Below are 20,581 nucleotides of genomic sequence, written 5' to 3' on the forward strand. Positions count from 1 at the left end.
GACAGATGACCCCTAGCGTTGCGTTTGGCACGGACATTGATGAGCGGACGGAAGCTGTTGAGCAGACGTCCACCGATGTCCTGACAGCCCCGGACATCCCTTGGAACCTGGTGATCTGGAATGATCCCGTCAATCTCATGAGCTATGTCAGCTATGTATTTCAGAGTTACTTTGGCTACTCCGAGTCCAAGGCCCACAAGCTGATGATGGAGGTCCATAGGAAAGGCCGGTCCATCGTGGCGCACGGCAGCAAGGAACAGGTGGAACAACACGCCGTAGCCATGCACGGCTTCGGCCTGTGGGCAACCGTAGAGAAAGCCGCAAGCGGCAACGACACACCCGGGAAGGGCGGCCGCCGGCGTGGCTAAGGCTTTTAAGTACGGACTCAAGGGGATCAGCGGATACCTCGAACCCGCTGAGCGCGACCTTTTGCGGGGCCTGCTGGACGACGTCATTTCCATGCTGGAGTCCGACGTCAGGGAAAATGAAGACCCGCTTGCCGCCCTCATCGGGCTGGACATGGACGTCAAGCAGCCAAGCGACCGGGCTTTGCTGAGGCTTCTTCCGAACGTCATGAAGGACGACGACGGCGGCTCGCTGGAGTTCCGCCAGCTCACCGAACGCTCAGTCCGGGAGGCGAAAATCGGCGCCTTGAAGGCAACGGCCCTGGGTTTGGACAAGGACGACCTTGTGCTGACGCCGGAGGATGCGACGCGCTGGTCGATGGCACTCAACGATGTGCGCCTGGTCCTGGCGGAGCGGCTGGACATCCGGGATGAGGCCGACGCCGAACACATCCACAGCATGCAGGACTGGAGCCAGGCTGAGGACGTGGAAAGCTACCTGGCCCTGGTTTACAACTTCACCACGTGGCTCCAGGAGTCGCTGGTGCAGTCGATGTTGGCCGCGCGCCAGGCAAAACCCTGATCGGTGTGGCCGGTGGTTGTCCCCGCTGTGTGACCAATCAGACACGATGCGAGGATCACAGCTGATGGCCGCAGCACAGGGTAAGCCTTATTCTCGAATAATCATGACTTCAGCATCTGGCAGTTCATCAGGCGGCGGATCCACACATGGTGCACGCCCGGAGGCCCCGTCCGGCACTTCGCTTGGTGAACCGCAAGGCTCTGCGTCGCTCGTGGGGTCACGCCCGATCGGTGTCTTTGACTCCGGCGTGGGCGGCCTGACAGTAGCCCGGTCCATCATCGATCAGCTCCCCAACGAGTCCATCCTGTATGTGGGGGATACGGCCAACGGTCCCTACGGTCCGCTGCCCATCGCCGAAGTCCGTGCCAACGCCTTGGGCGTGATGGACGAACTCGTTGACTCCGGCGTCAAGCTGTTGACCATTGCCTGTAACTCCGCATCCGCCGCTGTCCTCCGGGATGCCCGCGAACGCTATACGGCGCGCTATGGCATTCCCGTTATCGAGGTCATCCAGCCCGCAGTACGGCGGGCCGTTTCGGCTACGCGTTCCGGCAGGATCGGCGTTATCGGCACGTCCGCCACTGTAGGGTCGCGGGCCTACGAGGATACGTTCGCGGCGGCTCCGGACCTCTCCATCACCTCCGTGGCATGCCCGTCATTCGTCAACTTTGTTGAGGCCGGGATCACTACCGGCCCGGACCTCCTTGCGGCAGCGAACGAGTACCTGGAACCCCTCAAGCACGCCGGCGTGGACACAGTTGTCCTGGGATGCACCCACTATCCGCTCTTGACCGGCGTGATTTCGTTTGTCATGGGCGAAGAAGTGACCCTGGTGTCCAGTGCAGAGGAAACTGCCAAGGACGTGTACCGGGCCCTCGCCAATGGCGGCATCCAGCGGACGCAGGACACCGCGCCCAGCCATGAGTTCATCGCCACCGGCGACGCCGCCCAGTTCGAAACCCTGGCCCGCCGTTTCCTGGGGCCGGAGGTCCTGTCGGTCAAACATGTGGACCACGTGGCGGCCCAGTATCCCACCGGCAGCCTCGCCCGCATCACCCCTGAAATGCTGGAAGCAGCACGGGCCGGGGGAGGACTGGCACGCCGATCATATTTCGTTCAGCCGGCCGATGAGCCGCATGCCGGTTCCGGAGCCGCTTTGGGGCGTGGCCTGTGAAACTGACGATTGTGGGCTGTACGGGATCGTTTCCCGGCCCAGGTTCTCCGGCGTCGTGCTACCTCGTGACCGCCCACGATGGTGAGCGCGAGTGGAAGATCGTCATGGACCTCGGGAGCGGGGCCTTGGGTGCGATCCAGCGCTACACGGACCTGGAAGACATTGACGCGATCTTCCTCACCCATCTGCACCCGGATCATTGCATGGATTTGTGTGGCCTGCACGTGGCCGTCCGCTGGAAGCCCGGTGGTTGGGGCCGCGACCGCCTGCCGGTATGGGGGCCCGCCGCTACTGCTGACCGGATGGCAACTGCCTATGGACTGGACCTGGATCCGGGCATGCACGAGGAATTCGACTTCACCAACTGGGCGGAACAAAAGCCGGTCGCGGTTGGCCCGTTCACGGTGACTCCCTATGGTGTGAACCACCCTGTGGAAGAAGCGTACGCGCTGCGTGTCACGGCCACGGAACCGGACAAGGACGGAACGCCGGTCACGCGGATCCTGACGTACTCCGGCGACACGGATTCTTGCCAGGGGCTGGAAGATGCTGCACGGGACGCTGACTTGTTCCTCTGCGAGGCGGCCTTCGAGGAAGGCCGTGACGATGGCATCAAGGACGTGCACCTGACAGGCAAGCGCGCAGGCGAGGCCGCAACGAACGCGGGTGCAAAGCGCCTGCTCCTGACCCACATCCCGGTCTGGACCTCGCAGACCAAAGTCATGTCCGAGGCGAAGCCCGTTTTTGCCGGTGATGTCGCCGTCGCCGTCGCCGGGGTCCACTACACCGTTTAGGCCGCCACGGCGCGCAGGTCGCACCACCATCATCGCTAAGCTTGAGGCATGACTTCAGAAGCTACAGCCACACCCGTCATCCGCGCCGATGGCCGGACCCCCGACCAATTGCGCCCCATCAGCATCACCCGGGGCTGGTCCAAGCAGGCTGAAGGTTCGGCCCTGATCGAGTTTGGCAACACCCGTGTGCTGTGTACGGCTTCCCTGACTGAAGGCGTTCCCCGCTGGCTCAAAGGGGAGGGGCGTGGCTGGGTTACTGCTGAATACGCCATGCTTCCCCGCGCCACCAACACCCGTTCGGACCGTGAGTCCGTCAAAGGCAAGATCGGAGGACGCACACATGAAATCTCCCGCCTGATCGGCCGTTCGTTGCGTTCCATCATCGATACCAAGGCTTTGGGCGAGAACACGATCGTCTTGGACTGCGATGTCCTGCAGGCCGACGGCGGTACGCGTACTGCCGCGATCACGGGCGCCTACGTGGCACTCGCCGAGGCGATCCGCTTCGCGCGGGACAACAAGCTCATCGCGCGCAACGCCGAGCCCTTGGTGGACACGATTGCGGCCGTTTCGGTGGGGATCATCGACGGCGTCCCCATGCTGGACCTTCCTTACGTCGAGGACGTCCGCGCCGAAACGGACATGAACGTAGTGGTTACCGGCTCCGGCAAGTTCGTGGAGGTCCAGGGCACCGCGGAAGGCGCGCCGTTTGACCGCGATGAACTCAATGCGCTGCTGGACCTGGCACTGATTGGCACTGGCCAGCTGGCCGCCATCCAGCGCGAGACTTTGGCGGAGGCTCCGTGAGCGGCACGGCAACATCCGGCCCGACGGAACCCGGCGCTCCGCGCGTCGTGCTCGCGACGCACAACAAGGGCAAGCTGAGGGAGCTCCGCGAACTGCTCCGGGGCCAGGTTCCAGGGCTCGACGTCGATACCCAGGTGGTGGACGCGGCTGCGGCAGGTGCCCCGGATGTCGCAGAAACCGGCGTCACGTTTGCTGAAAACTCGCTCCTGAAAGCGCGGGCGGTGGCGGAGGCCACGGGTTTGGTGGCCATCGCGGACGACTCCGGCCTCGCCGTCGACGTCCTGGGCGGTGCGCCCGGGATCTTCTCGGCGCGCTGGTCCGGGAAGCACGGGGACGATGCTGCGAACCTGCAGCTCCTGCTCGCTCAGCTCTCCGACGTGCCGGATGACTTCCGGGGTGCGGCGTTCGTCTGCGCAGCAGCCTTGGCTGTCCCCGGACCTGACGGCATTGAGCATGAGACGGTCGAATACGGCCAGCTTGAAGGAACCCTGCTTCGCGAACCCCGCGGCGAGGGCGGTTTCGGTTACGATCCCGTCCTGCAGCCTGCGGGAATGGACCGCAGCTGCGCCGAGTTGAGCTCCGAGGAAAAGAACGCCATCAGTCACCGCGGGCAGGCGTTCCGGGCCCTGCTCCCGGCGATTGTGGCTGCGTTGTCCGGCGTTCGCTCCACCTGACCCCCAGATTGATTTTAGAGGCATATGGAAAGGCACCCCGCATAGTGCGGGGTGCCTTTCCATGTAGTGGCGGGGTGCGCGCGGTGACCCTTAGTGGTCTCCGTGCTTTCCGCCTTCGTGTTCCTCGATGAATTCTTCAACAGGGTTGGTTCCCTCGATGGCGGCCTTGCGCTTGGCAACGAAGCCACGGCCAACCTCGATGAAGATCGGGATGACGGAGATCAGCACGATGACAATGAAGATGATGTCCAGATTGTCCTTGACCCACGGAACGCGGTCGCCCAGGAGGTAGCCCAGCAGGGTGACACCCCCGCCCCACAGGACGGCGCCGATGACGTTGAACAGGAAGAATTTCCGCTTATCCATCTGCGCCACGCCCACGATGACCGGAACGAAGGTCCGGATAATGGGAACGAAGCGGGCAAGGATCAGTGCCTTACCGCCGTGCTTCTCGAAAAACGCGTGGGCGCTTTCAACGTTTTCTTTCTTGAACAGCCGGGAATCAGGCTTGTTGAAGATAGCAGGCCCGGCTTTGGACCCGATGAGGTAGCCGGTCTGGTTGCCGATGATGGCGGCGATGATGATCAACGCTGCAAACGCCCAGATGTTGAACTTGATGGTGTCCGTGGCCACAAGCAACCCGGCGGTAAACAACATGGAGTCGCCGGGCAGGAAGAAGCCCACCAGGAGGCCCGTCTCAGCAAAGACGATGCCGCACACGAGCAGCACAACCCAAGGAGCCAGGGCGGGGTCGGCCAGGAAGATCTGGGGGTTCAGCCAGTCAGGCAGGAACGAGGCCATGGGCGGCCGCACCGGTCCCGCGCCCCCGAAAGTGGATACGGCAAGGTCGCTCAGAGCAGAAAAGATCACCCATCAAGCCTACTGGACGGGGCGTCGTCGAAATTTCTTCCCGTCCCTTGACTGAGGGCTGGTTGGTTGTATGGTTAGTTACATGAGTAATGAACCAGTAGGGCGGTGGTGCTCATGATCGACGACAGCAAACCGATATTCATGCAGATTGCAGAACTGATCGAGAACGGAATCGTCGATGGCAGCCTGCCCGAAGAATCGCAGGTGCCGTCCACGAACGAGTTCGCTGCCTTCCATCGCATCAACCCGGCAACGGCCGCCAAGGGCGTCAACGTGCTGGTGGACTCGGGAATTCTTTACAAACGCAGGGGGATAGGGATGTTCGTTGCCACAGGGGCCCGCGCCCAAGTTGTTGCGCGCCGTACCGAGGAGTTCTTCGAACAGTACGTCAGGCCGTTGACCGCCGAGGCCCGCAAGCTAGGCATCTCGGCGCAACAGCTGAACAGCATGATTGAACGCGGCACGGGGCTTGCCCTGGAACCGGGAACTGACAAGGAAAGGAGCGCGGCCCTGTGAACGAGACCATCGTCGAGGTCCGTAACCTGAACAAACGGTACAAGGATCTCTTGGCACTGGATAACGTCAACCTGACCTTGACGGCCAACCGCATCTATGGACTTTTGGGGCGAAACGGCGCAGGCAAAACCACCCTGATGTCCATCCTGACCGCCCAGGCCTTCGCTTCCTCGGGACAGGCGCTCGTGTTTGGAGCCAGTGCCTACGAGAACGACGCCGTATTGGCGCGGGTCTGCTTCATCCGCGAGTCGCAGAAGTACCCTGACGACTTCCAACCGCAACACGCCTTCCGATCCGCGGCGCTCTTCTACGAAAACTGGGACCAGGACTTCGCCGATCGACTGGCCGAGGATTTCCAACTGCCCGTCAAGCGACGGATCAAGAAACTTTCCCGCGGACAGCTATCTGCCGTCGGAGTCATCATCGGCCTGGCATCGCGTGCGGAACTCACGTTCTTCGACGAACCCTACCTGGGCCTCGACGCCGTAGCCCGGCAGCTGTTCTACGACCGCCTGGTGCAGGACTACGCAGAACACCCACGGACCATCATCCTTTCATCACACCTGATCGACGAGGTGGCGAACTTGTTGGAACACGTAGTGGTGATCGACCGTGGCCGGATCATCATGGACGCTGATGCGGAAGATATCCGTGGTTCGGCCGTCACAGTCTCCGGTTCAGCGGAGAAAGTGGACATGTTCCTGGCAGGACGGAAGATCCTGCACCGCGAAACCCTGGGCTCGTTGGCTTCGGTCACAGTAGACGAAGCGCTGAACAGCCGAGAACGGGCAGAGGCACAGGAGCTGGGACTGGAACTCACGCCGGTGTCGCTGCAACAACTGGTGGTCCGCAAGACCATGTCCGGCAGCGGTGCCGCCGGGACAGCGGCGGGCGCGAGTGAATTCCCCCTGGGCACCGATGACACGATGGAGGCAAGGCGATGAGCAGGGCAGTAGCAGTTGCCCGCATGCAACTGATCAACAAGTGGACCTACATCGGGTGGCCCCTGACGATTCTGGCGGCGGCGTTCTTGATGTCGCTCGCCATCTTCGCCTTGATTCCCGTTGATGAGGGAAAGTACGGCGGGGGAAGCCAGGCGCCCATGTGGTACTTCCTGGTGCTCGGCATCCAAAGCATGACCCTGGTGTTCCCGTTCTCGCAGGGACTGAGCATCAGCCGCAAGGCGTTCTATCTCGGTTCCCTTGGGTTGTTCGCGTTGATCGCCGCGGGCATGACCGCTTTGTACCTCCTTGGTGGTGTCGTAGAGAGGGCTACCAACGGGTGGGGAGTGCAGGGCTACTTCTTCACGATTCCCTGGGTGACCGCCGGCCCGTGGTACTCCACCGCAGCGTTCTTCTTCGTTGTGATGATGTTCATGTTCATCATCGGCTTCTGGTTCGCTACGATCTTCAAGCGCTGGGGCACTACCGGGGTCCTGATCTCAACCCTGGGAACAGTTGTTGTGCTGATTGGACTCGCAGCCCTCTCCACCGCGCTTCAGTGGTGGGGAAGCATTGGCTCGTGGTTCACCCAGCAAACTCCGTTGAGCATCAGCGGTTGGGCCGCCCTGCTCTGCGTTGGACTCGCTGCGGGTTCCTACGCGACCCTCCGCCGCGCGACTCCTTGACCACGATTCCCTGACCACGATTCCCTGACCACGCGCGGCTCCTGACGCGCATCCGTCCCGACCCGGAAAGACCGCCCCCGCCGCACCATCGGCCGGGGCGGTCCGTTTGCCTGCAACCCTTTTCCACCAGTAACCCTTGCTCCCTGTACCCTTGACCAGTGGCATTGGACTTTACGGCGATCGACTTCGAAACAGCCAACGGCTTCAGGGGGTCGCCGTGTTCGGTCGGCCTCAGCAAAGTCCGCGGCGGAGTGGTGGTGGAAGAAGCCACCTGGCTCATGCGACCGCCGGAGAACCACGACCATTTCGAGTTCCACAACACGCGGATCCACGGCATCCGGGCCGAGGACGTCGCCGGCCGACCGCGCTTTGGCGAACTCTTCCCGGAGATCGGCGCTTTCATCGGAGACGACATCCTTGCAGCCCACAACGCCGCGTTCGATCTCGGCGTCATCCGTTCCGGCCTCGAAGTCTCCGGACTTCCCGGTCCGGCCTATGAGTACGTGTGCACCGTCATGTTGTCCCGCCGCTGCTATTCGCTGGTGTCCAACTCGCTGCCGTATGCAGCAGAGGAGGCCGGAGTGCCCCTGATCAACCACCATGACGCCGCAGAGGATGCCCGCGCCTGCGCCGGAATTTTGGTGGATATCGCACGCCGCAACAACGCCAACAGCATTGCGGAGTTGTATTTGTCGCTTGGCCTCACCCTGCCCAGGCAGGCAGCCTTCGACCCGGCCGGGGGCCTGTCCAAGGCGACACTCGCTGCGCTCGCCGGCAGGAAAGCCGGCAGCCCTGCCGAGAATCAACTGGAAGAAAGCCGTAGCCCGCGCGGAAGCTGGTCGTCATGGCCGGAGGAGGGGCCGAACCCTTTGCCCAACCCGGCCGCCGAGGCGGGTCACCCCCTGTTCGGCCAGACAGTGGTCTTCACCGGCGACCTGACCATGGCCCGCCCCGAAGCGAAATCACGGGCTGCGGACATGGGCGCCCGCCCGGAGAGCCGCGTGACGGCGCGCACCACCGTCCTGGTTGTCGGCGACGGCTTCGTTGCCGACGACCTGCGGGCCGGACGACTAACCGGCAAGGCAAAACGAGTCCTTGAACTTCATGCGAAGGGCCAGCAGATCGAGGTGGTCTCCGAGGGCGAATTCCTGCAGATGGTTGGCGGGAGCTAGGGTCCGACGACGCCGGGGGCTCCGGTCATACTCCGCAATAACCCTTCCAGTGAATGGATCCGCGCTCCTAGCCTAGAGGGCATGACAAGGGCCAATCCTTCCAATGCCGCCCGGCAGGCAGCTGCTCCGGCGTTGGATGCACCCTCACGGCAGCGGGTCAACCGGCGTGCTGTCTTTGCTTTCCCCAACCCCGTCAACGAATACGCTGCGAGAATCACTGCAGGGCTCGTGGTCGTGGTGGCTGTCGGCACGTTGGTGTCCGGGTGGGGTTGGGGGCTGGTTGCCCTGGCCATTGGCTTCTGGCTGAGGGTCCTGTTCGGCCCAAGGGTCTCTCCGCTGGCTTTGCTCTCCGTGAAGGTCCTGGCTCCGCGCATCGGTCACGCCAAGTTGGTGCCCGGTCCTCCCAAGCGGTTCGCCCAAGGGATCGGGGCCGCGTTGACGAGTGCCGCCGTCGTGCTTTTTTTCACCGGCTTCCAGCCGGCAGCGTGGATCCTGCTCGCGCTGCTGATCGTGGCAGCGTCGTTGGAAGCGTTTGTCGGCTTCTGCCTGGGGTGCGCGATTTTCGGTTTCCTGCAGCGACGGGGGCTGGTTCCCGCCGATGTTTGCGAAGCCTGCGACAACGTGGCACTCGGCCGCGGCCGGGAATCCGTCAGGCGGTCGTGACGGCTAGAAGCCGGTCGGCCATGCCACGGATCACATCCACACCCTCGAGGGCAGCCAGCCAATCGGACGGCAGGCACGCTTCGCCATAGTAGGCACCAAGGATGTTGCCGGCAATTGACCCCGTGGAGTCGCTGTCACCGCTGTGGTTGACGGCGACGCCGATCGCCCTGCGGAAGTGGTCGGCCGGATCGCCGCCCTGCGTCGCCAACACCGCGTAAAGCCCGACGGCGAGCGCTTCCTCTGCGACCCAACCCTCACCGAGCGCTGCGGTCAGTTCCTCGGGGCTGAGAACGGTTGGCGCGGACGACAGCCGCAAGGCTGCTTCCAGGCGTTCCGGAAGCTCGGGAGCCTTGGTGGGCAGGCCGTTGACGTAATGGAGGGCTTCAGTGGCTGCGCCTCGGATGTCCTTCCCGGTGACCAGGTGGTGGACAAGGAGGCTGAAGGCTGCGGCGCTCAGCCTTGCCGACGGGTGGCCGTGCGTCAGCGTTGCGGCGTCTGTGCTGAGTTTGTTGACCGCTTCGAGCGAGATATGTGGAATGAGGCCGAAGGGTGCGGAGCGCATCACGGTGCCGCAGCCCTTGGATTCCGGATTGAGTGGCCGGGCGACCGTTCCCATCTCTCCCGAGGCGAGTGCGCTGAGGCAGGTGTTCCCGGGGGCCCGGCGGTGGCGCAGCACCTCCTGACGATCAATCCAGCGGGGCTGGGGAACAGGGGCGGAAGCAGATACCGCAACGTCCTGGGTCGCCAGCCAACGCAGGTATGCCAACCACAGGCACGCCAGCTCGTCGGCGGCTACTCCGTCGTTGGCCCATTCGAGCGCTTCCACCAGGCCATCAACCGTGTAAAGCGTCATCTGGGTGTCGTCGGAAATGTGTGTGTCGCCGTCGAGCTGTTCAAACGAGGTGAGTCCGGCGGGACCGAAGCGCGCGCGGATGACGCCGATGGTGTCGAATTCCACGGCATAACCAAGGGAATCGCCCAAAGCTCCCCCCAGGAGTGTCGCGTAGACGCGTGACGGGAAGGACGGGGCGGCGGGGGAGGCTTCAACACTCATGCCAGTAACTTACCGTGCCCGGGAACCGCCGCTGATATGGTGGGGAAGCTGCGCGGCATGAGGAAACTGGAGAAGCAACGTGCGTGAACCGGCTTGGCGACGAACAGGCAAGACACCTGACTACAGGTTCTCCCTGGCCAACGAGCGCACCTTCCTTGCTTGGATCCGTACGTCGCTGGCGCTTCTTGCAGGCGCGGTGGCCATCGACCAACTGGCTCCCAACATCGCACCACAGCCGGTCCGCATCGTCCTTTGTGTCCTGCTGGCCTTGATCGGTGCGGGGTTGGCTGCCCTTTCTTATCGCAGGTGGGGGCAGATGGAAGCTGCCATGCGCAATGACGAGGCCTTGCCGTTTTCCAGGGTGATGCTCTTCATGACGATCGTGGTGGCAGTCGCGGCTTTCGGGTTCGCTGTGCTGATCCTGGTGGCGCGGTGACGCTGGTGACGCGTTGAGCTGCGTGCGCGCATGAGCATGGATGTCCGGGATCCCGGGCTGCAACCGGAGCGGACGACGCTTGCGTGGCGCCGTACGCTCATATCTCTGGTTGTCGTGGACCTGTTCATCTGGCGCAGTTGGCTCACGTCCGAGCCGTCGACCGGAAACTTGTTCCCTGCCCTGCCGGGCTTGGATTACCAAGGCATTTGTGCGTTGATGGCTGCGGCCGCCACCGTGGTTTTGGCCTGTGTGGTGTGGGTCCGTTCACGGCAGCTTCACGGCGGAAACGAGGCCGCATCCTCCCGGCTGATCCTTGTCAGTACCTGTGCCGTCATGGGTCTGGGGGCAACGGCGATCGCCGCCATCGCCTTGGGCGGCTAAGCTCTGCTTTGTGCCTGGGTATCCCTCATGCGGCGGAACCCAGCAAGTGCCCAGCCTTGGCTGGCAAGATACTCAGGTCTTTACTCCAGAACGTTAGGAATCATCCGACATGACCCCTCCTGTGCAAGCCACGTCCGCGAACGAATCGGGAATCGTGGCCCGGCTGGGTGCTGAAGCCCTGGGAACGATGTTCCTGGTTCTTATCGCTGTGGGAGTGAAGATCTTCTCCAACCAGCAGGGAGGACCGTTGCCGGCTTCCCTGGCAACCGGCCTCGCGTTGACGGCCGGGATGCTGGCCTTCGGCTATGTTTCCGGTGGCCACTTCAACCCGGCCATCACCCTGGGCAACCTCATTGTTGGCCGTATCCGTGCCGTTGCAGCTCTTGCCTACGTTGCCGCACAGGTAGTGGGCGGTGTCGTCGGTGCAGCCTTGGTGTACCTCGTTGTGCGAACGGTACCGGTCCTGACAGATGCCCGGGCGGCTTTCGACACGGCCGCCCCGGGTTACGGCGAGCACGCGGTCGCGCAAACGCAACTGGCGGGTGTCTTGCTGGTTGAAGTCATCGGCTCCGCTGTCCTGGTTGCGGTCTTCCTCGGAGCTACAGCCGGTCGCCGTGCCGCGCCGGCCATGGCACCTTTTGCGGTTGGACTGGCGCTCGCCGTGTTGCTTCAGTTTGGCCAGGTGCTCGGCAACATCCCCTTCAACCCCGCCCACGCTACGGGTTTGGCGTTCTTCAGTTCGTCCTGGGCGCTGGGTAGCTTGTGGCTGTTCTGGGTTTCGCCCTTGATGGGGGCCGCCTTGGCCGGGTTCGCCTTCCGTGGCTTCAGCGCAGTCGCGTCAGTGGACGTCAACCGCAGCAGCAGGGTCACGGCAGCCAAGGAGTCGCGCAAGGAACCCGACGAGGACCTGCATCTTGAGGCGGATGACACGGTGGACGACGATTTCGACGCACCGATTAACGAATCCGGCAAGGAATCCACGAGGGACTCCGAGGCTGCCGGGAAGAATCCGGTTGTCGACGACGCCCGCGACTTCTTTGACGGCAGGAAGGGTTAGGAGCCTGACGGGTTCGACGCCGGGCGGCTTGCCTGCGCTTTTTTGTCGGTGCCCGGCGTTAGCTTGAAAATATGCGGTTACTCCATACCTCGGACTGGCACCTTGGCCGGTCCTTCCACGGCGTTGGCATGCTTGAGGCGCAGCGCGGTTTCGTGGACCAGTTGGTCGCCTTTGTCGAAGCCGAGTCGGTGGATGTCGTCCTGATTGCGGGCGATGTCTACGACCGCGCACTGCCAGGACTCGACGTCGTCAAGCTGCTTGATGACGCGCTGGTGCGCATCACCGGCACCGGAGCGAAGGTGGTGCTGACCAGCGGCAACCATGATTCGGCGATCCGCCTGGGCTTTGCCGCCCGCTTGCTGGAACGCGGTGGGGTCCACTTAAGGACCCAAATCGAGGATCTTGATGTTCCGGTGCTCCTCCCGTTCGACGACGGGGACCAGGGCGCGGTGGTAGCGATCTACGGAATTCCCTACCTGGAACCGCGCCTGGTGGCAGAGCGACTCGGTGTTGCCAACGCGGGCCATTTCGATGTGACCCGTGAAGCCACGGAACGGATCCGGCGTGACCTCGAGCGTCGCCGCCAGGCCGGACCAGTGTCTTCAGTGGTCCTCGCCCACACCTTTGCCAGCGGCGGGATTACCTCGGACAGCGAGAGAGACCTGAGCATTGGCGGGCTGGGCGCCGTACCCCTGGACCTGTTCCAGGACTTTGGCTACACGGCATTGGGCCACCTCCACGGACGGCAAGAGCTCGCCCCCAACGTCCGCTACTCCGGCTCGCCGCTGGCTTACTCGTTCTCTGAAGCAAAGCACCGTAAGGGTGCTTGGTTGGTGGATCTGGCCAGCGACGGAGGTATCGAAGTCCAGGAGGTCGTGTGGAACAACCCCACCGAGCTTGCAGTGCTGCGGGGCACGCTGGACCAGCTACTGGAGTCAGAGGAGCACCGATGGGCTGAGACCGCCTACTGCCAAGTCACCCTCACGGACCCGCATCGCCCGGTCCAGGCGATGGAACAGCTCCGCACACGCTTTCCCGGCACCTTGGTCCTCGCGTTCGATCCTGAAGGTGTCGAAGAGAAGCCGCAATCCACCTACAGCAGCAGGCTCGCTGCGGCAGAGGACGACCTCGGCATCTGTTGTGGCTTCCTGGAACACGTCCGGCAACGCAGCGCCGGGGCCGTGGAAGAAGCTGCGCTGCGCGAGGCGCTGGAGTCCATCAGGTTGGAGGCAGCCGAGCTATGAGGATTCACCGCCTGGAGATCGAGGCATTCGGACCCTTTGCTGAGCCCCAGCATGTAGATTTCGACCACCTCAGCGCCCAAGGGCTCTTCCTCCTCAACGGGGCTACGGGCGCCGGTAAGACCAGCATCCTCGACGCCATCTGCTACGCCCTTTACGGTTCTGTCCCCGGAGCCCGCCAGGAGGGAAAGCGGCTGCGGAGCGATCACGCCGCTCCGGGAGTGGAGCCCCGCGTGGTATGCGAGTTCTCGGCACGTGGCCGCCGCTTTGAAGTCACGCGCTCGCCTGCGTGGGAGCGTCCCAGCAAGCGCGGCCGAAACGGTTCCACCACACAGCAGGCCAAGACGCTCCTGAGGGAGTGGGTAGAGGGTGGATGGGAAGAAAAATCCTCCCGGAACGACGAAGTCGGCGCTGAACTTTCAGACGTCCTGGGGATGGATCGGGAACAGTTCACCCGTGTCGTCATGCTTCCCCAAGGGGACTTTGCCGCCTTCCTGCGTTCAAAAGCGAACGATCGGCTCGAGCTCCTCCAGAAGCTGTTCGGAACACAGCGCTTCGAGGCAGTGGAACGGCAGATTGCCCGGCAAGCGGTGGAAGCAGCCCGGGTGGTGGAGGACAACGCGGCAGAACTCAGGCTGCTGTTGGGTAGGGCGGCCGCTGAACGCGAGCAACTTGGCCTTTCCCTCCCTAACCACGAATCGCAGGGCCCGGAATTGCCTACCCCCGGACCTGCTGCGGACCCGCCACTGGATCCTGAAGCATGGCTTGAACAGTTGGAGTCGGAGATGGCGGCCGAAAGGGACCGCCGCACGGAGGAGGCCGCACTGGCCGATTCCCGATCCCTCCGTCTGGCAGGGAAGCTCCAGGAGGACCAGGAAAAGATGCAAAGGCATGGCCGGCTGGCTGCGGCGATGCAACGGCGCGTCTTGCTGGAGTTGGCGGCCCCCGAGGCCCTGGAGAACAAAGAAAAGCTTGATGGCCATCGTCGCGCCGCCGTCCTGGCCGGACAACTGGATGCCGTGGATAAGGCCGCGATCAAGTTGGACTCAGCCGTAGCCCGCAAGGACAGTGTCCGGCGGCAGCTGGTGTCTGCCGGCCTGGACACTGCCCGGCCCTTGGCGGCATTGGAGGCGGCGAGGACCACCCTTGCCGTCCTGGAAGCCCGCCTTCCGGACGAACGGCGCATGGAAGAGGTGGCAGCCCGGCTCACCGCACAATGGCGGGAAGCCGAGCGAAGGACGACCGCCGCGGAAGCAGCCGCTGCGACGCTCCGGCAATTGCGCCTTGAGGAGTCTGAACTTTCCGCAAGTATCAAAGCATTGGAACCACAGGTTTTGCGGCTTCCGGACCTGGAACGTGAGGCTGCCGCAGCAGCCGCCCTGGTAGAGGTTGTATCCCGCCATACGGCAATATCCTCTGAGCTGGAGATAGTTACCGAGCGGCATGCTGCAGCCCGTTCGGAGTCCCAGGACCTCCGGCAAGCATGGTTGGACCTCCGCGAAACCCGGCTGGCCAATGCTGCTGGAGAGTTGGCCGCGTCCTTGGCGGAGGGCAAACCCTGTGCCGTCTGCGGGAGCACGGAGCACCCACGTCCAGCGGAAGCTGCCCGTTCCGCACTGTCGATCGCCCAGGAAGAAGAAGATGTACGTTTGCGGTTTGAAGCCAGCGAGCAATCTCTGGCACGGATCGCGGAACACATGTCATCCACGGCCCAGCTGCTCGCAGCATTGGCCGCGCAGGGGGGTGCAGCCAATCCTGATGAAACCGCAGCACGCGCGGTTGCCGCCGATGGTGCAGCCGCGGAGGCACGTGCGGCGGCAGAAGCACTGCAAAACCTCCGCAGCCGGCTGGATACCCAAATCCTGCGCATCAAGGATGTGCAGGAGGAACACGATACCCATGTGAATGCTGCTGCGCAGGCCTCCTCGAGTGCCGCGCTCCTCCAGGAACAGCACCACGCCCTGGAAACTGAGCTGAGCAGCCTCATGCAGGAATTCCCCAGCCTGGGGGATCGCTTGGAGGCGTTGTCCGTGGAACGCAATATCCTCCAGGATGCTGTGGACGCGGAAAATGAGGTCCACGTGGCCGGGCTGGCGCAAGCTGAGGCGGCGGCTGCGCTGGAAAGGGCGCTGCCGGAGACGGGCTTCGCTTCCGTCGAGGACGCAAGGCGGGAACTGATGTCACCATCGGACGTGGTGGCAATCGAGAAGGCCCTGTCGGATTTCGACGCCGAATCGGCTCGATTGGACGAGCTGTTTGCCGGGGAGGACCTTGTTCTGGCCGGCAAAGAGGTGAGCATTGGCGAACTTCCGCCTACCGCGGCGGAACTCGCGGACGCCAAGGCCGACGTTGCCCGGGCGGCGGAGGCTGCAACTGCTTTGGCGGTGTCAGCCGGTCTTGCAAGCAAGGCACTGGAGGCAATCATCCGTGTCCGCCAGGACTACGGAAGGATTGCCCAAGAGGGCAGGGAACCGCGCGAGCACGCCCGTATCCTGACCAGCCTTGCGGAGACCCTGCGTGGCGCAGGAGACAACAGTTACCGCATGAGCTTGAACAGCTACGTGCTGGCCGCGCGTCTTGAACAGGTGGCTGTTGCGGCCTCCGAAAGACTCGTTGCCATGAGCGACGGCCGGTACACGTTGCAGCACACGGATGCGAAAGCAGCGCGCGGTGCGAAGTCCGGGCTGGGACTTGAAGTCGTGGATGAGTGGACGGGGCAACGCCGGGATACGTCCACATTGTCGGGAGGGGAATCGTTTATGGCCTCCTTGTCGCTTGCCTTGGGACTTGCCGACGTCGTACAGCATGAAGCCGGTGGCGTGGACATCGAGACACTCTTCGTGGACGAGGGCTTCGGGAGCCTCGACGACCAAGCCCTGGAGCAGGTCATGGATGCCTTGGAAGGCCTTCGCGACGGCGGCAGGGTTGTTGGACTCGTCAGTCACGTCGCCGAAATGAAGCAGCGGATCAGCAGTCAGCTTCAGGTGGTCAAGGGCCGGAACGGGTCTACCGTCCTTATAGCGGACGCTGTGCCTGCCTGAGTCGGATCCGATAGACTTGCTTCGTTACACCGGGTCGCGCGCATCGGGAGGAGGGACGATGCGCACCATTTAGCGAACCCGGAAAAACATGGAAAAACCCTCTCTGGCATCCTCCTCCCACGTGCAGCCCCAGCAGTTCGGCTCGGCCCAAAATATCGCCAAAGCCTCCGCCCGTCGCTCGCGCCTGCCCGGCAGGTTTGCGCGGCTTCCGGAACTGGCCGGTCCGGGCTTCCTGCCGCTTGGCCTGTTCGCCAGGCTTCCCTTGGCCATGCTCACTGTGGGCACACTGACCCTCGTCACTTCCGTCAGCCAGTCCTACGCGATCGGCGGCATGGCGGCGGGCGCCGTGGGGATCGGCTCGGCCGTGGGTGCTCCGGTACTTGGTTCGTTGGCTGACCGTGCGGGGCAGCGTGTGGTGTTGCTCGTCGCCGCAGTGGTTAACACCCTGGCCGTAGCCGGGCTTCTTGCCGCGGCCTACGTCACCCCGGGCTACGAGAGTGCACTGGCTGCTACCGGCGTCCTGGTTGCCGCGTTCCTCGCCGGTGCAAGCTGCCCCCAAGTTGGCCCCATGGCCCGGGTACGCTGGATGGCCCTCACTACCCGGAACTTGCTCCCGGCCCGCGCCCCGCAGTCGGTCGGCGCCCCGCAGCCCACGAACGCCCCGGATTCCGTTGGCGTTCCTTTTCCAGTAAGCGGTAGCCGCAGTGTTGCAGCGAACCGTGCCGACCTCGACACCGCACTCTCGTACGAGGGCACGGCGGATGAGATCACGTTCGTCCTGGGGCCTGCCCTGGTGGGTGTGCTTGCCAGCCTTCTTGCTCCCTGGTTGCCCCTCGCGCTGGCGGCCCTCATGACGATTACTTTGGTGCCTGCGTTTGCTGTGCACCCGAGCCACCACGCTGTGGTGCCGCCCGCCCCCAAGGCGGGGACCGGCGTCGTAAGTTCCGAAAAGGGTGGACGGCAGCGGAGCCGCCGGGCCGGTGCTGTAGTAGCGGTTCCCGTAGCGGCGATGGTGTGCATGGGGACCTTCTTCGGGGCGACACAGAACGCGTTGAGTGCGTATGCCGCTCAGTATGCAACCGCCGAGCTCGCCGGGCTCCTGTACTCCGTCATGGGCCTAAGTTCAGCTGTGGCTGCGTTGTCGGTGGCCTTCTGGCCGCAACGCTTTGGCTTGGCTGCCCGCTGGGTCGCTGCCGCACTGGCGATGTCAATGCTGTCCTTGCTGCTGCTTGTTCCGGCGGGTATCTGGCCGATGGTCTTTGTCCTGCTGCTGTTGGGAATCCCGGTGGGGCCGGTGATGGTCACAGTTTTCAGCATCGGCGGTTTGGTTGCTCCGGCCGGCCGTATGGCAACGGTAATGACCGCCTTGGCCAGCGGAATCGTCGCGGGTACCGCCCTCGGGGCCTATTTCGCCGGGCAGTTGGCTGAGACGCAGGGCCCGGCTGCGGCCTTCCTCGTTTCCATGGCAGCCGCGGCAGGCCTGTTGGTCCTGGGCCTCGTGACGTCCGTGGTCATGAAGCGCCGACCCCGGGCGTAGTTCCGCTCAGGCGTAGTCAAGGGCCCCGGCAAGCGATTGCGCCATCAGTTCCACCAGGCGCATGGACCGCTCGTCGTCGGGGTCTGCCAAGTGCTGCATGCTGATGCCATCGATGCCGGAGATAAACAGGCGGGTCACGTCTTCCAGGTTGCGGGGGACCGGCTCGCCTGCGGCGGCTGCGGCACCACGGAACAGTTCGATGGTTGAGTTGACCCACCCGTCATACATCGAACGGTTCATCAGGAGTGCTTGGGGCTGGTCGACTGCCTCAACGCGGAACCGTCGCAACAGCAGTTCGAACGTGGTCACCTGCTCGTGCGGATTCTCCAGCATGCGGATCCAGATGCGCCTGGCATGGGCACCGATCATATGCCGCAAGCCCAAGCCGGGATCGGCGACCGGTTCCAGCGCCTTGGCGTAGTCCCTGCTGAGGAAGTTGTACACCTCCTCCAGCAACTCGTCCTTGCTGCGGAAGCAGTAATGGAGCGCAGCCAGCGGAGCATCGGCTTCGCTGGCGATCCGGCGGGTGGTGGCTGAGGCCAGTCCATCCTGCGCTATCACCCTTGCCGCGGCCTCAACGAACTGCAACCGCCGCGCTTCAGCGGGAACCCTGGCCATTGCGTACCTTCCTGCCCTCAGTTACATCCGTGATCGGGTTCACCAATCATCGGTCTCATCGATCCTAGGCGCTGTGTGCTCCGGCCTGCCTGTCGCAGGGCCGCGCGGCCCGGAAAGACCTGTCAAAGAAATTTTATCCGAAAACCTAGTCAAGTGACCTAGTCAGGCGACATACTTCTTTCTAAGACGTTGCGTGCATCACATGTTGGTGCGAAACCTTAGGGAGGCTTCATGGACCGTTTCGCGGACCTCGTGATCGTGAATGCATCGGTTCACACTATGGATCCGGCGCGGCCAGGGTTCATTGCGGATGCCGTCGCGGTCAAGGACGGGAGCGTCCTCGCGCTGGGGAAAGAACGCACGGCGGCGGTGACCGGGCCCAACACGCGCATCATCGACGCTGCCGGTGGCGCGGTCCTTCCGGGAATCAATGACTCCCACCTGCATTTCGTGTCCGCGGCCATGGCCGCCTTCGGTTACACCCGTGTGGATGCCTCGGCTGCGCGGGACTGGGCAGCCGTCGTCGATGTGATCGAAGGTGCGCCCGCCGGGGAAGACGGCTGGGTTCGCGCCCATGGCTGGGACGAGTCTCTGCTCGGCCCGGCCAGCGGCAATCTGCTGGATAGCCGGCCCGGCACTCCCGTGGTGGCCTTCGACAGCACAGGGCATCAACTCCTGACGAACCGGGAGGCCCTCAGCAGGGCCGGTATTTCTGCCTCGACGGACGACGTGGATGGTGGTGTGATCGCCCGCGGAGAGGACGGACAGCCGACCGGCCTTCTTCAGGACGGTGCCATGCGGCTCGTCTCACACATCATGCCGCCGGTTCCTTCGGCGACCCTCCGCCCGGCCGTGCTGAAACTGCAGGAACAGTTGCACGCACTCGGTATCACGTCACTGACTGAGCCGGGTTTGGGGCCGGCCAGCGCCGGGCTGATGGACGGGGCGGGTTCGACGGCGGCACTGGAGTTGTTGGGGGATCTCGCCGAAGGAAACGAATTGAGCCTGAGAATCACCGTGCTCATGCTTTTCGCCGGAACAGGAGGCGCCACCGCGAAGGCCATCGACGAAGGGCTGCGCAGCGGTCTCCGCGGGACGTACGCCAATCGACGGATCGACCCCAAGCAGTTGAGGATCGCCGGCGTCAAGGTCTTCGCGGACGGGATTCCACGCAGCGGAACGGCGTGGATGAGTGAACCCTACGGCCAGGCCTGCACGCACGGCAGCCTGGTGATCCAAGGCGCCGATGACCATGAACGTGTAGCTGAACTCAAGAACATCCTCCGGTTGATTCAAGATGCCGGGCTCCAAGCAGGCATCCATGCAACAGGGGACGCCGCCACATCGGCAGGGGTGGAGGCCATCGTCGCGGCTACCCGAAGCGACGGCAACGTCGGGCACCCCGCGGAACGCCACCCCGCCGCTGACGGGAACCGCCACTACATCATCCATGGCGCCTTCAGCGACAACGCGGTCCTGGACACCATGGCTGCCGAGGGAATCGGATACAGTACCAATCCGCTGATCCGCACGGAAGCAGGCGACATGATGCGCCAGGTACTCGGTGAAGAACGGTTCTCCCGACATCAGCCTTTGGACTCGGCGCTCAAGGCAGGAGTCCGCTTCACCATTGCCTCCGACGCCCCGGTGACCAGCGCCGATTGGCGCCGGACAGTGGCCGCGGCGGTTCGCCGGTCCACACGCACACGGCCTGGCAACCCGGACGATCCCGAACGGATCACCGGACTCCAGGCCCTCGCGGCCATGACCATCAACGCCGCCTGGCAGGACCACGCAGAAGAGTTCAAGGGTGCGCTGGTTCCGGGCATGACCGCGGACCTTTGCATGCTCTCCGTCCCCTGGCCTGACGACGACGAGATCGAAAAACTCCTCGACGCGCAGATCACGCTCACTCTCAGCGGTGGACGCGTTGTCCACCAATCCACCAGCTAGTACCACCCCCAACCGTTGCAGCAATTCATTTCCCAATCC

The 20,581-nt window shown here is 63.7% G+C and carries 21 protein-coding genes; 18 read left to right on the forward strand and 3 right to left on the reverse strand.

Translation table 11 applies throughout. From position 1 onward, the window contains the following. Positions 1-5 precede the first annotated feature (5 nt). The 6 genes from clpS to rdgB all read left to right on the forward strand — a co-directional run bounded on the left by clpS (position 6) and on the right by rdgB (position 4,376). Complete coding sequence (clpS, locus tag AB0N65_RS04985; protein WP_364158511.1) at positions 6-368, forward strand: ATP-dependent Clp protease adapter ClpS; 363 nt, start codon at positions 6-8, stop codon at positions 366-368. After that, entirely contained in the window at positions 361-927 is a 567-nt protein-coding gene (locus AB0N65_RS04990; RefSeq protein WP_364158514.1) for a DUF2017 domain-containing protein, read from the forward strand. Before clpS ends, AB0N65_RS04990 begins: the two co-directional genes overlap by 8 nt. A gap of 64 nt (positions 928-991) precedes the next feature. Further along, positions 992-2,101, forward strand: a complete 1,110-nt coding sequence (murI, locus tag AB0N65_RS04995; RefSeq protein WP_364158517.1) for a glutamate racemase — start codon at positions 992-994, stop codon at positions 2,099-2,101. After that, positions 2,098-2,895 (forward strand): MBL fold metallo-hydrolase, encoded by a 798-nt coding sequence (locus AB0N65_RS05000; protein WP_364158519.1) that lies wholly within the window; start codon positions 2,098-2,100, stop codon positions 2,893-2,895. Before murI ends, AB0N65_RS05000 begins: the two co-directional genes overlap by 4 nt. 48 nt (positions 2,896-2,943) lie before the next feature. Continuing rightward, positions 2,944-3,702 (forward strand): ribonuclease PH, encoded by a 759-nt coding sequence (gene rph / locus AB0N65_RS05005; RefSeq protein ID WP_364158522.1) that lies wholly within the window; start codon positions 2,944-2,946, stop codon positions 3,700-3,702. Further along, positions 3,699-4,376 (forward strand): RdgB/HAM1 family non-canonical purine NTP pyrophosphatase, encoded by a 678-nt coding sequence (rdgB, locus tag AB0N65_RS05010; RefSeq protein WP_364158524.1) that lies wholly within the window; start codon positions 3,699-3,701, stop codon positions 4,374-4,376. The genes rph and rdgB overlap by 4 nt, the downstream gene beginning before the upstream one ends. Before the next feature lie 90 nt (positions 4,377-4,466). On the opposite strand, the gene AB0N65_RS05015 is transcribed toward rdgB, so the two are convergent. Beyond that, on the reverse strand, positions 4,467-5,231 hold the full coding sequence (locus tag AB0N65_RS05015; protein ID WP_364158864.1) for a VTT domain-containing protein: 765 nt from the start codon (positions 5,229-5,231) through the stop codon (positions 4,467-4,469). A gap of 129 nt (positions 5,232-5,360) precedes the next feature. Here AB0N65_RS05015 and AB0N65_RS05020 point away from each other — a divergent pair, with 129 nt between their 5' ends. From AB0N65_RS05020 to AB0N65_RS05040, 5 genes are all read left to right on the forward strand, one after another. After that, positions 5,361-5,762, forward strand: coding sequence for a GntR family transcriptional regulator (locus AB0N65_RS05020; protein ID WP_364158526.1), 402 nt, complete (start codon positions 5,361-5,363; stop codon positions 5,760-5,762). Then, positions 5,759-6,706, forward strand: a complete 948-nt coding sequence (locus tag AB0N65_RS05025) for an ABC transporter ATP-binding protein (RefSeq protein WP_364158529.1) — start codon at positions 5,759-5,761, stop codon at positions 6,704-6,706. The genes AB0N65_RS05020 and AB0N65_RS05025 overlap by 4 nt, the downstream gene beginning before the upstream one ends. After that, on the forward strand, positions 6,703-7,389 hold the full coding sequence (locus AB0N65_RS05030) for a hypothetical protein (protein WP_364158532.1): 687 nt from the start codon (positions 6,703-6,705) through the stop codon (positions 7,387-7,389). Before AB0N65_RS05025 ends, AB0N65_RS05030 begins: the two co-directional genes overlap by 4 nt. 158 nt (positions 7,390-7,547) lie before the next feature. After that, positions 7,548-8,561 (forward strand): exonuclease domain-containing protein, encoded by a 1,014-nt coding sequence (locus tag AB0N65_RS05035; RefSeq protein WP_364158535.1) that lies wholly within the window; start codon positions 7,548-7,550, stop codon positions 8,559-8,561. 81 nt (positions 8,562-8,642) lie between these two features. Continuing rightward, entirely contained in the window at positions 8,643-9,224 is a 582-nt protein-coding gene (locus tag AB0N65_RS05040) for a DUF4395 domain-containing protein (RefSeq protein ID WP_364158537.1), read from the forward strand. On the opposite strand, the gene AB0N65_RS05045 is transcribed toward AB0N65_RS05040, so the two are convergent. Then, positions 9,211-10,278 (reverse strand): ADP-ribosylglycohydrolase family protein, encoded by a 1,068-nt coding sequence (locus tag AB0N65_RS05045; RefSeq protein WP_364158540.1) that lies wholly within the window; start codon positions 10,276-10,278, stop codon positions 9,211-9,213. The genes AB0N65_RS05040 and AB0N65_RS05045 overlap by 14 nt on opposite strands. A gap of 79 nt (positions 10,279-10,357) precedes the next feature. On the opposite strand from AB0N65_RS05045, the gene AB0N65_RS05050 reads away from it, so the two are divergent. The 6 genes from AB0N65_RS05050 to AB0N65_RS05075 all read left to right on the forward strand — a co-directional run bounded on the left by AB0N65_RS05050 (position 10,358) and on the right by AB0N65_RS05075 (position 17,971). After that, positions 10,358-10,714 (forward strand): DUF202 domain-containing protein, encoded by a 357-nt coding sequence (locus tag AB0N65_RS05050; protein ID WP_364158543.1) that lies wholly within the window; start codon positions 10,358-10,360, stop codon positions 10,712-10,714. 30 nt (positions 10,715-10,744) lie between these two features. Further along, positions 10,745-11,095, forward strand: a complete 351-nt coding sequence (locus tag AB0N65_RS05055) for a DUF202 domain-containing protein (protein ID WP_364158545.1) — start codon at positions 10,745-10,747, stop codon at positions 11,093-11,095. 109 nt (positions 11,096-11,204) lie between these two features. Beyond that, positions 11,205-12,152 (forward strand): aquaporin, encoded by a 948-nt coding sequence (locus tag AB0N65_RS05060; protein WP_364158547.1) that lies wholly within the window; start codon positions 11,205-11,207, stop codon positions 12,150-12,152. A 71-nt stretch (positions 12,153-12,223) separates the two neighbouring features. After that, on the forward strand, positions 12,224-13,396 hold the full coding sequence (locus AB0N65_RS05065) for an exonuclease SbcCD subunit D (RefSeq protein ID WP_364158550.1): 1,173 nt from the start codon (positions 12,224-12,226) through the stop codon (positions 13,394-13,396). After that, positions 13,393-16,434: an SMC family ATPase gene (locus tag AB0N65_RS05070; protein ID WP_364158552.1), complete on the forward strand. Its 3,042-nt coding sequence runs from the start codon at positions 13,393-13,395 to the stop codon at positions 16,432-16,434. The genes AB0N65_RS05065 and AB0N65_RS05070 overlap by 4 nt, the downstream gene beginning before the upstream one ends. Positions 16,435-16,522: 88 nt before the next feature. Beyond that, positions 16,523-17,971 carry an MFS transporter gene (locus tag AB0N65_RS05075; RefSeq protein ID WP_364158555.1) on the forward strand — a complete coding sequence of 483 codons (1,449 nt, stop codon included), beginning with the start codon at positions 16,523-16,525 and terminating at the stop codon, positions 17,969-17,971. A gap of 6 nt (positions 17,972-17,977) precedes the next feature. On the opposite strand, the gene AB0N65_RS05080 is transcribed toward AB0N65_RS05075, so the two are convergent. After that, a complete protein-coding gene (locus tag AB0N65_RS05080; protein ID WP_364158558.1) occupies positions 17,978-18,589 on the reverse strand; it encodes a helix-turn-helix domain-containing protein in 612 nt (203 codons plus the stop codon). A 231-nt stretch (positions 18,590-18,820) separates the two neighbouring features. Here AB0N65_RS05080 and AB0N65_RS05085 point away from each other — a divergent pair, with 231 nt between their 5' ends. Further along, the gene (locus AB0N65_RS05085) at positions 18,821-20,542 is read left to right on the forward strand and encodes an amidohydrolase (RefSeq protein ID WP_364158561.1); all 1,722 of its coding nucleotides are present in this window, start codon (positions 18,821-18,823) and stop codon (positions 20,540-20,542) included. The last annotated feature ends 39 nt before the right edge of the window (positions 20,543-20,581 follow it).

The sequence above is a fragment of the Paenarthrobacter sp. NPDC089322 genome (assembly GCF_040684895.1).
GTDB lineage: Bacteria > Actinomycetota > Actinomycetes > Actinomycetales > Micrococcaceae > Arthrobacter.

What these genes read in the sequence shown, in the direction of transcription:
- AB0N65_RS05085 (WP_364158561.1), top strand. Translation starts at nt 18,821, where the DNA reads ATGGACCGTTTCGCGGACCTCGTGATCGTGAATGCATCGGTTCACACT.
- AB0N65_RS05065 (WP_364158550.1), top strand. Translation starts at nt 12,224, where the DNA reads ATGCGGTTACTCCATACCTCGGACTGGCACCTTGGCCGGTCCTTCCAC.
- AB0N65_RS05075 (WP_364158555.1), top strand. Translation starts at nt 16,523, where the DNA reads ATGGAAAAACCCTCTCTGGCATCCTCCTCCCACGTGCAGCCCCAGCAG.
- AB0N65_RS05060 (WP_364158547.1), top strand. Translation starts at nt 11,205, where the DNA reads ATGACCCCTCCTGTGCAAGCCACGTCCGCGAACGAATCGGGAATCGTG.
- AB0N65_RS05055 (WP_364158545.1), top strand. Translation starts at nt 10,745, where the DNA reads ATGAGCATGGATGTCCGGGATCCCGGGCTGCAACCGGAGCGGACGACG.
- AB0N65_RS05070 (WP_364158552.1), top strand. Translation starts at nt 13,393, where the DNA reads ATGAGGATTCACCGCCTGGAGATCGAGGCATTCGGACCCTTTGCTGAG.
- AB0N65_RS05080 (WP_364158558.1), bottom strand. Translation starts at nt 18,589, where the DNA reads ATGGCCAGGGTTCCCGCTGAAGCGCGGCGGTTGCAGTTCGTTGAGGCC.
- AB0N65_RS05040 (WP_364158537.1), top strand. Translation starts at nt 8,643, where the DNA reads ATGACAAGGGCCAATCCTTCCAATGCCGCCCGGCAGGCAGCTGCTCCG.
- AB0N65_RS05030 (WP_364158532.1), top strand. Translation starts at nt 6,703, where the DNA reads ATGAGCAGGGCAGTAGCAGTTGCCCGCATGCAACTGATCAACAAGTGG.
- rph (WP_364158522.1), top strand. Translation starts at nt 2,944, where the DNA reads ATGACTTCAGAAGCTACAGCCACACCCGTCATCCGCGCCGATGGCCGG.
- AB0N65_RS05020 (WP_364158526.1), top strand. Translation starts at nt 5,361, where the DNA reads ATGATCGACGACAGCAAACCGATATTCATGCAGATTGCAGAACTGATC.
- murI (WP_364158517.1), top strand. Translation starts at nt 992, where the DNA reads ATGGCCGCAGCACAGGGTAAGCCTTATTCTCGAATAATCATGACTTCA.
- clpS (WP_364158511.1), top strand. Translation starts at nt 6, where the DNA reads ATGACCCCTAGCGTTGCGTTTGGCACGGACATTGATGAGCGGACGGAA.
- AB0N65_RS05045 (WP_364158540.1), bottom strand. Translation starts at nt 10,278, where the DNA reads ATGAGTGTTGAAGCCTCCCCCGCCGCCCCGTCCTTCCCGTCACGCGTC.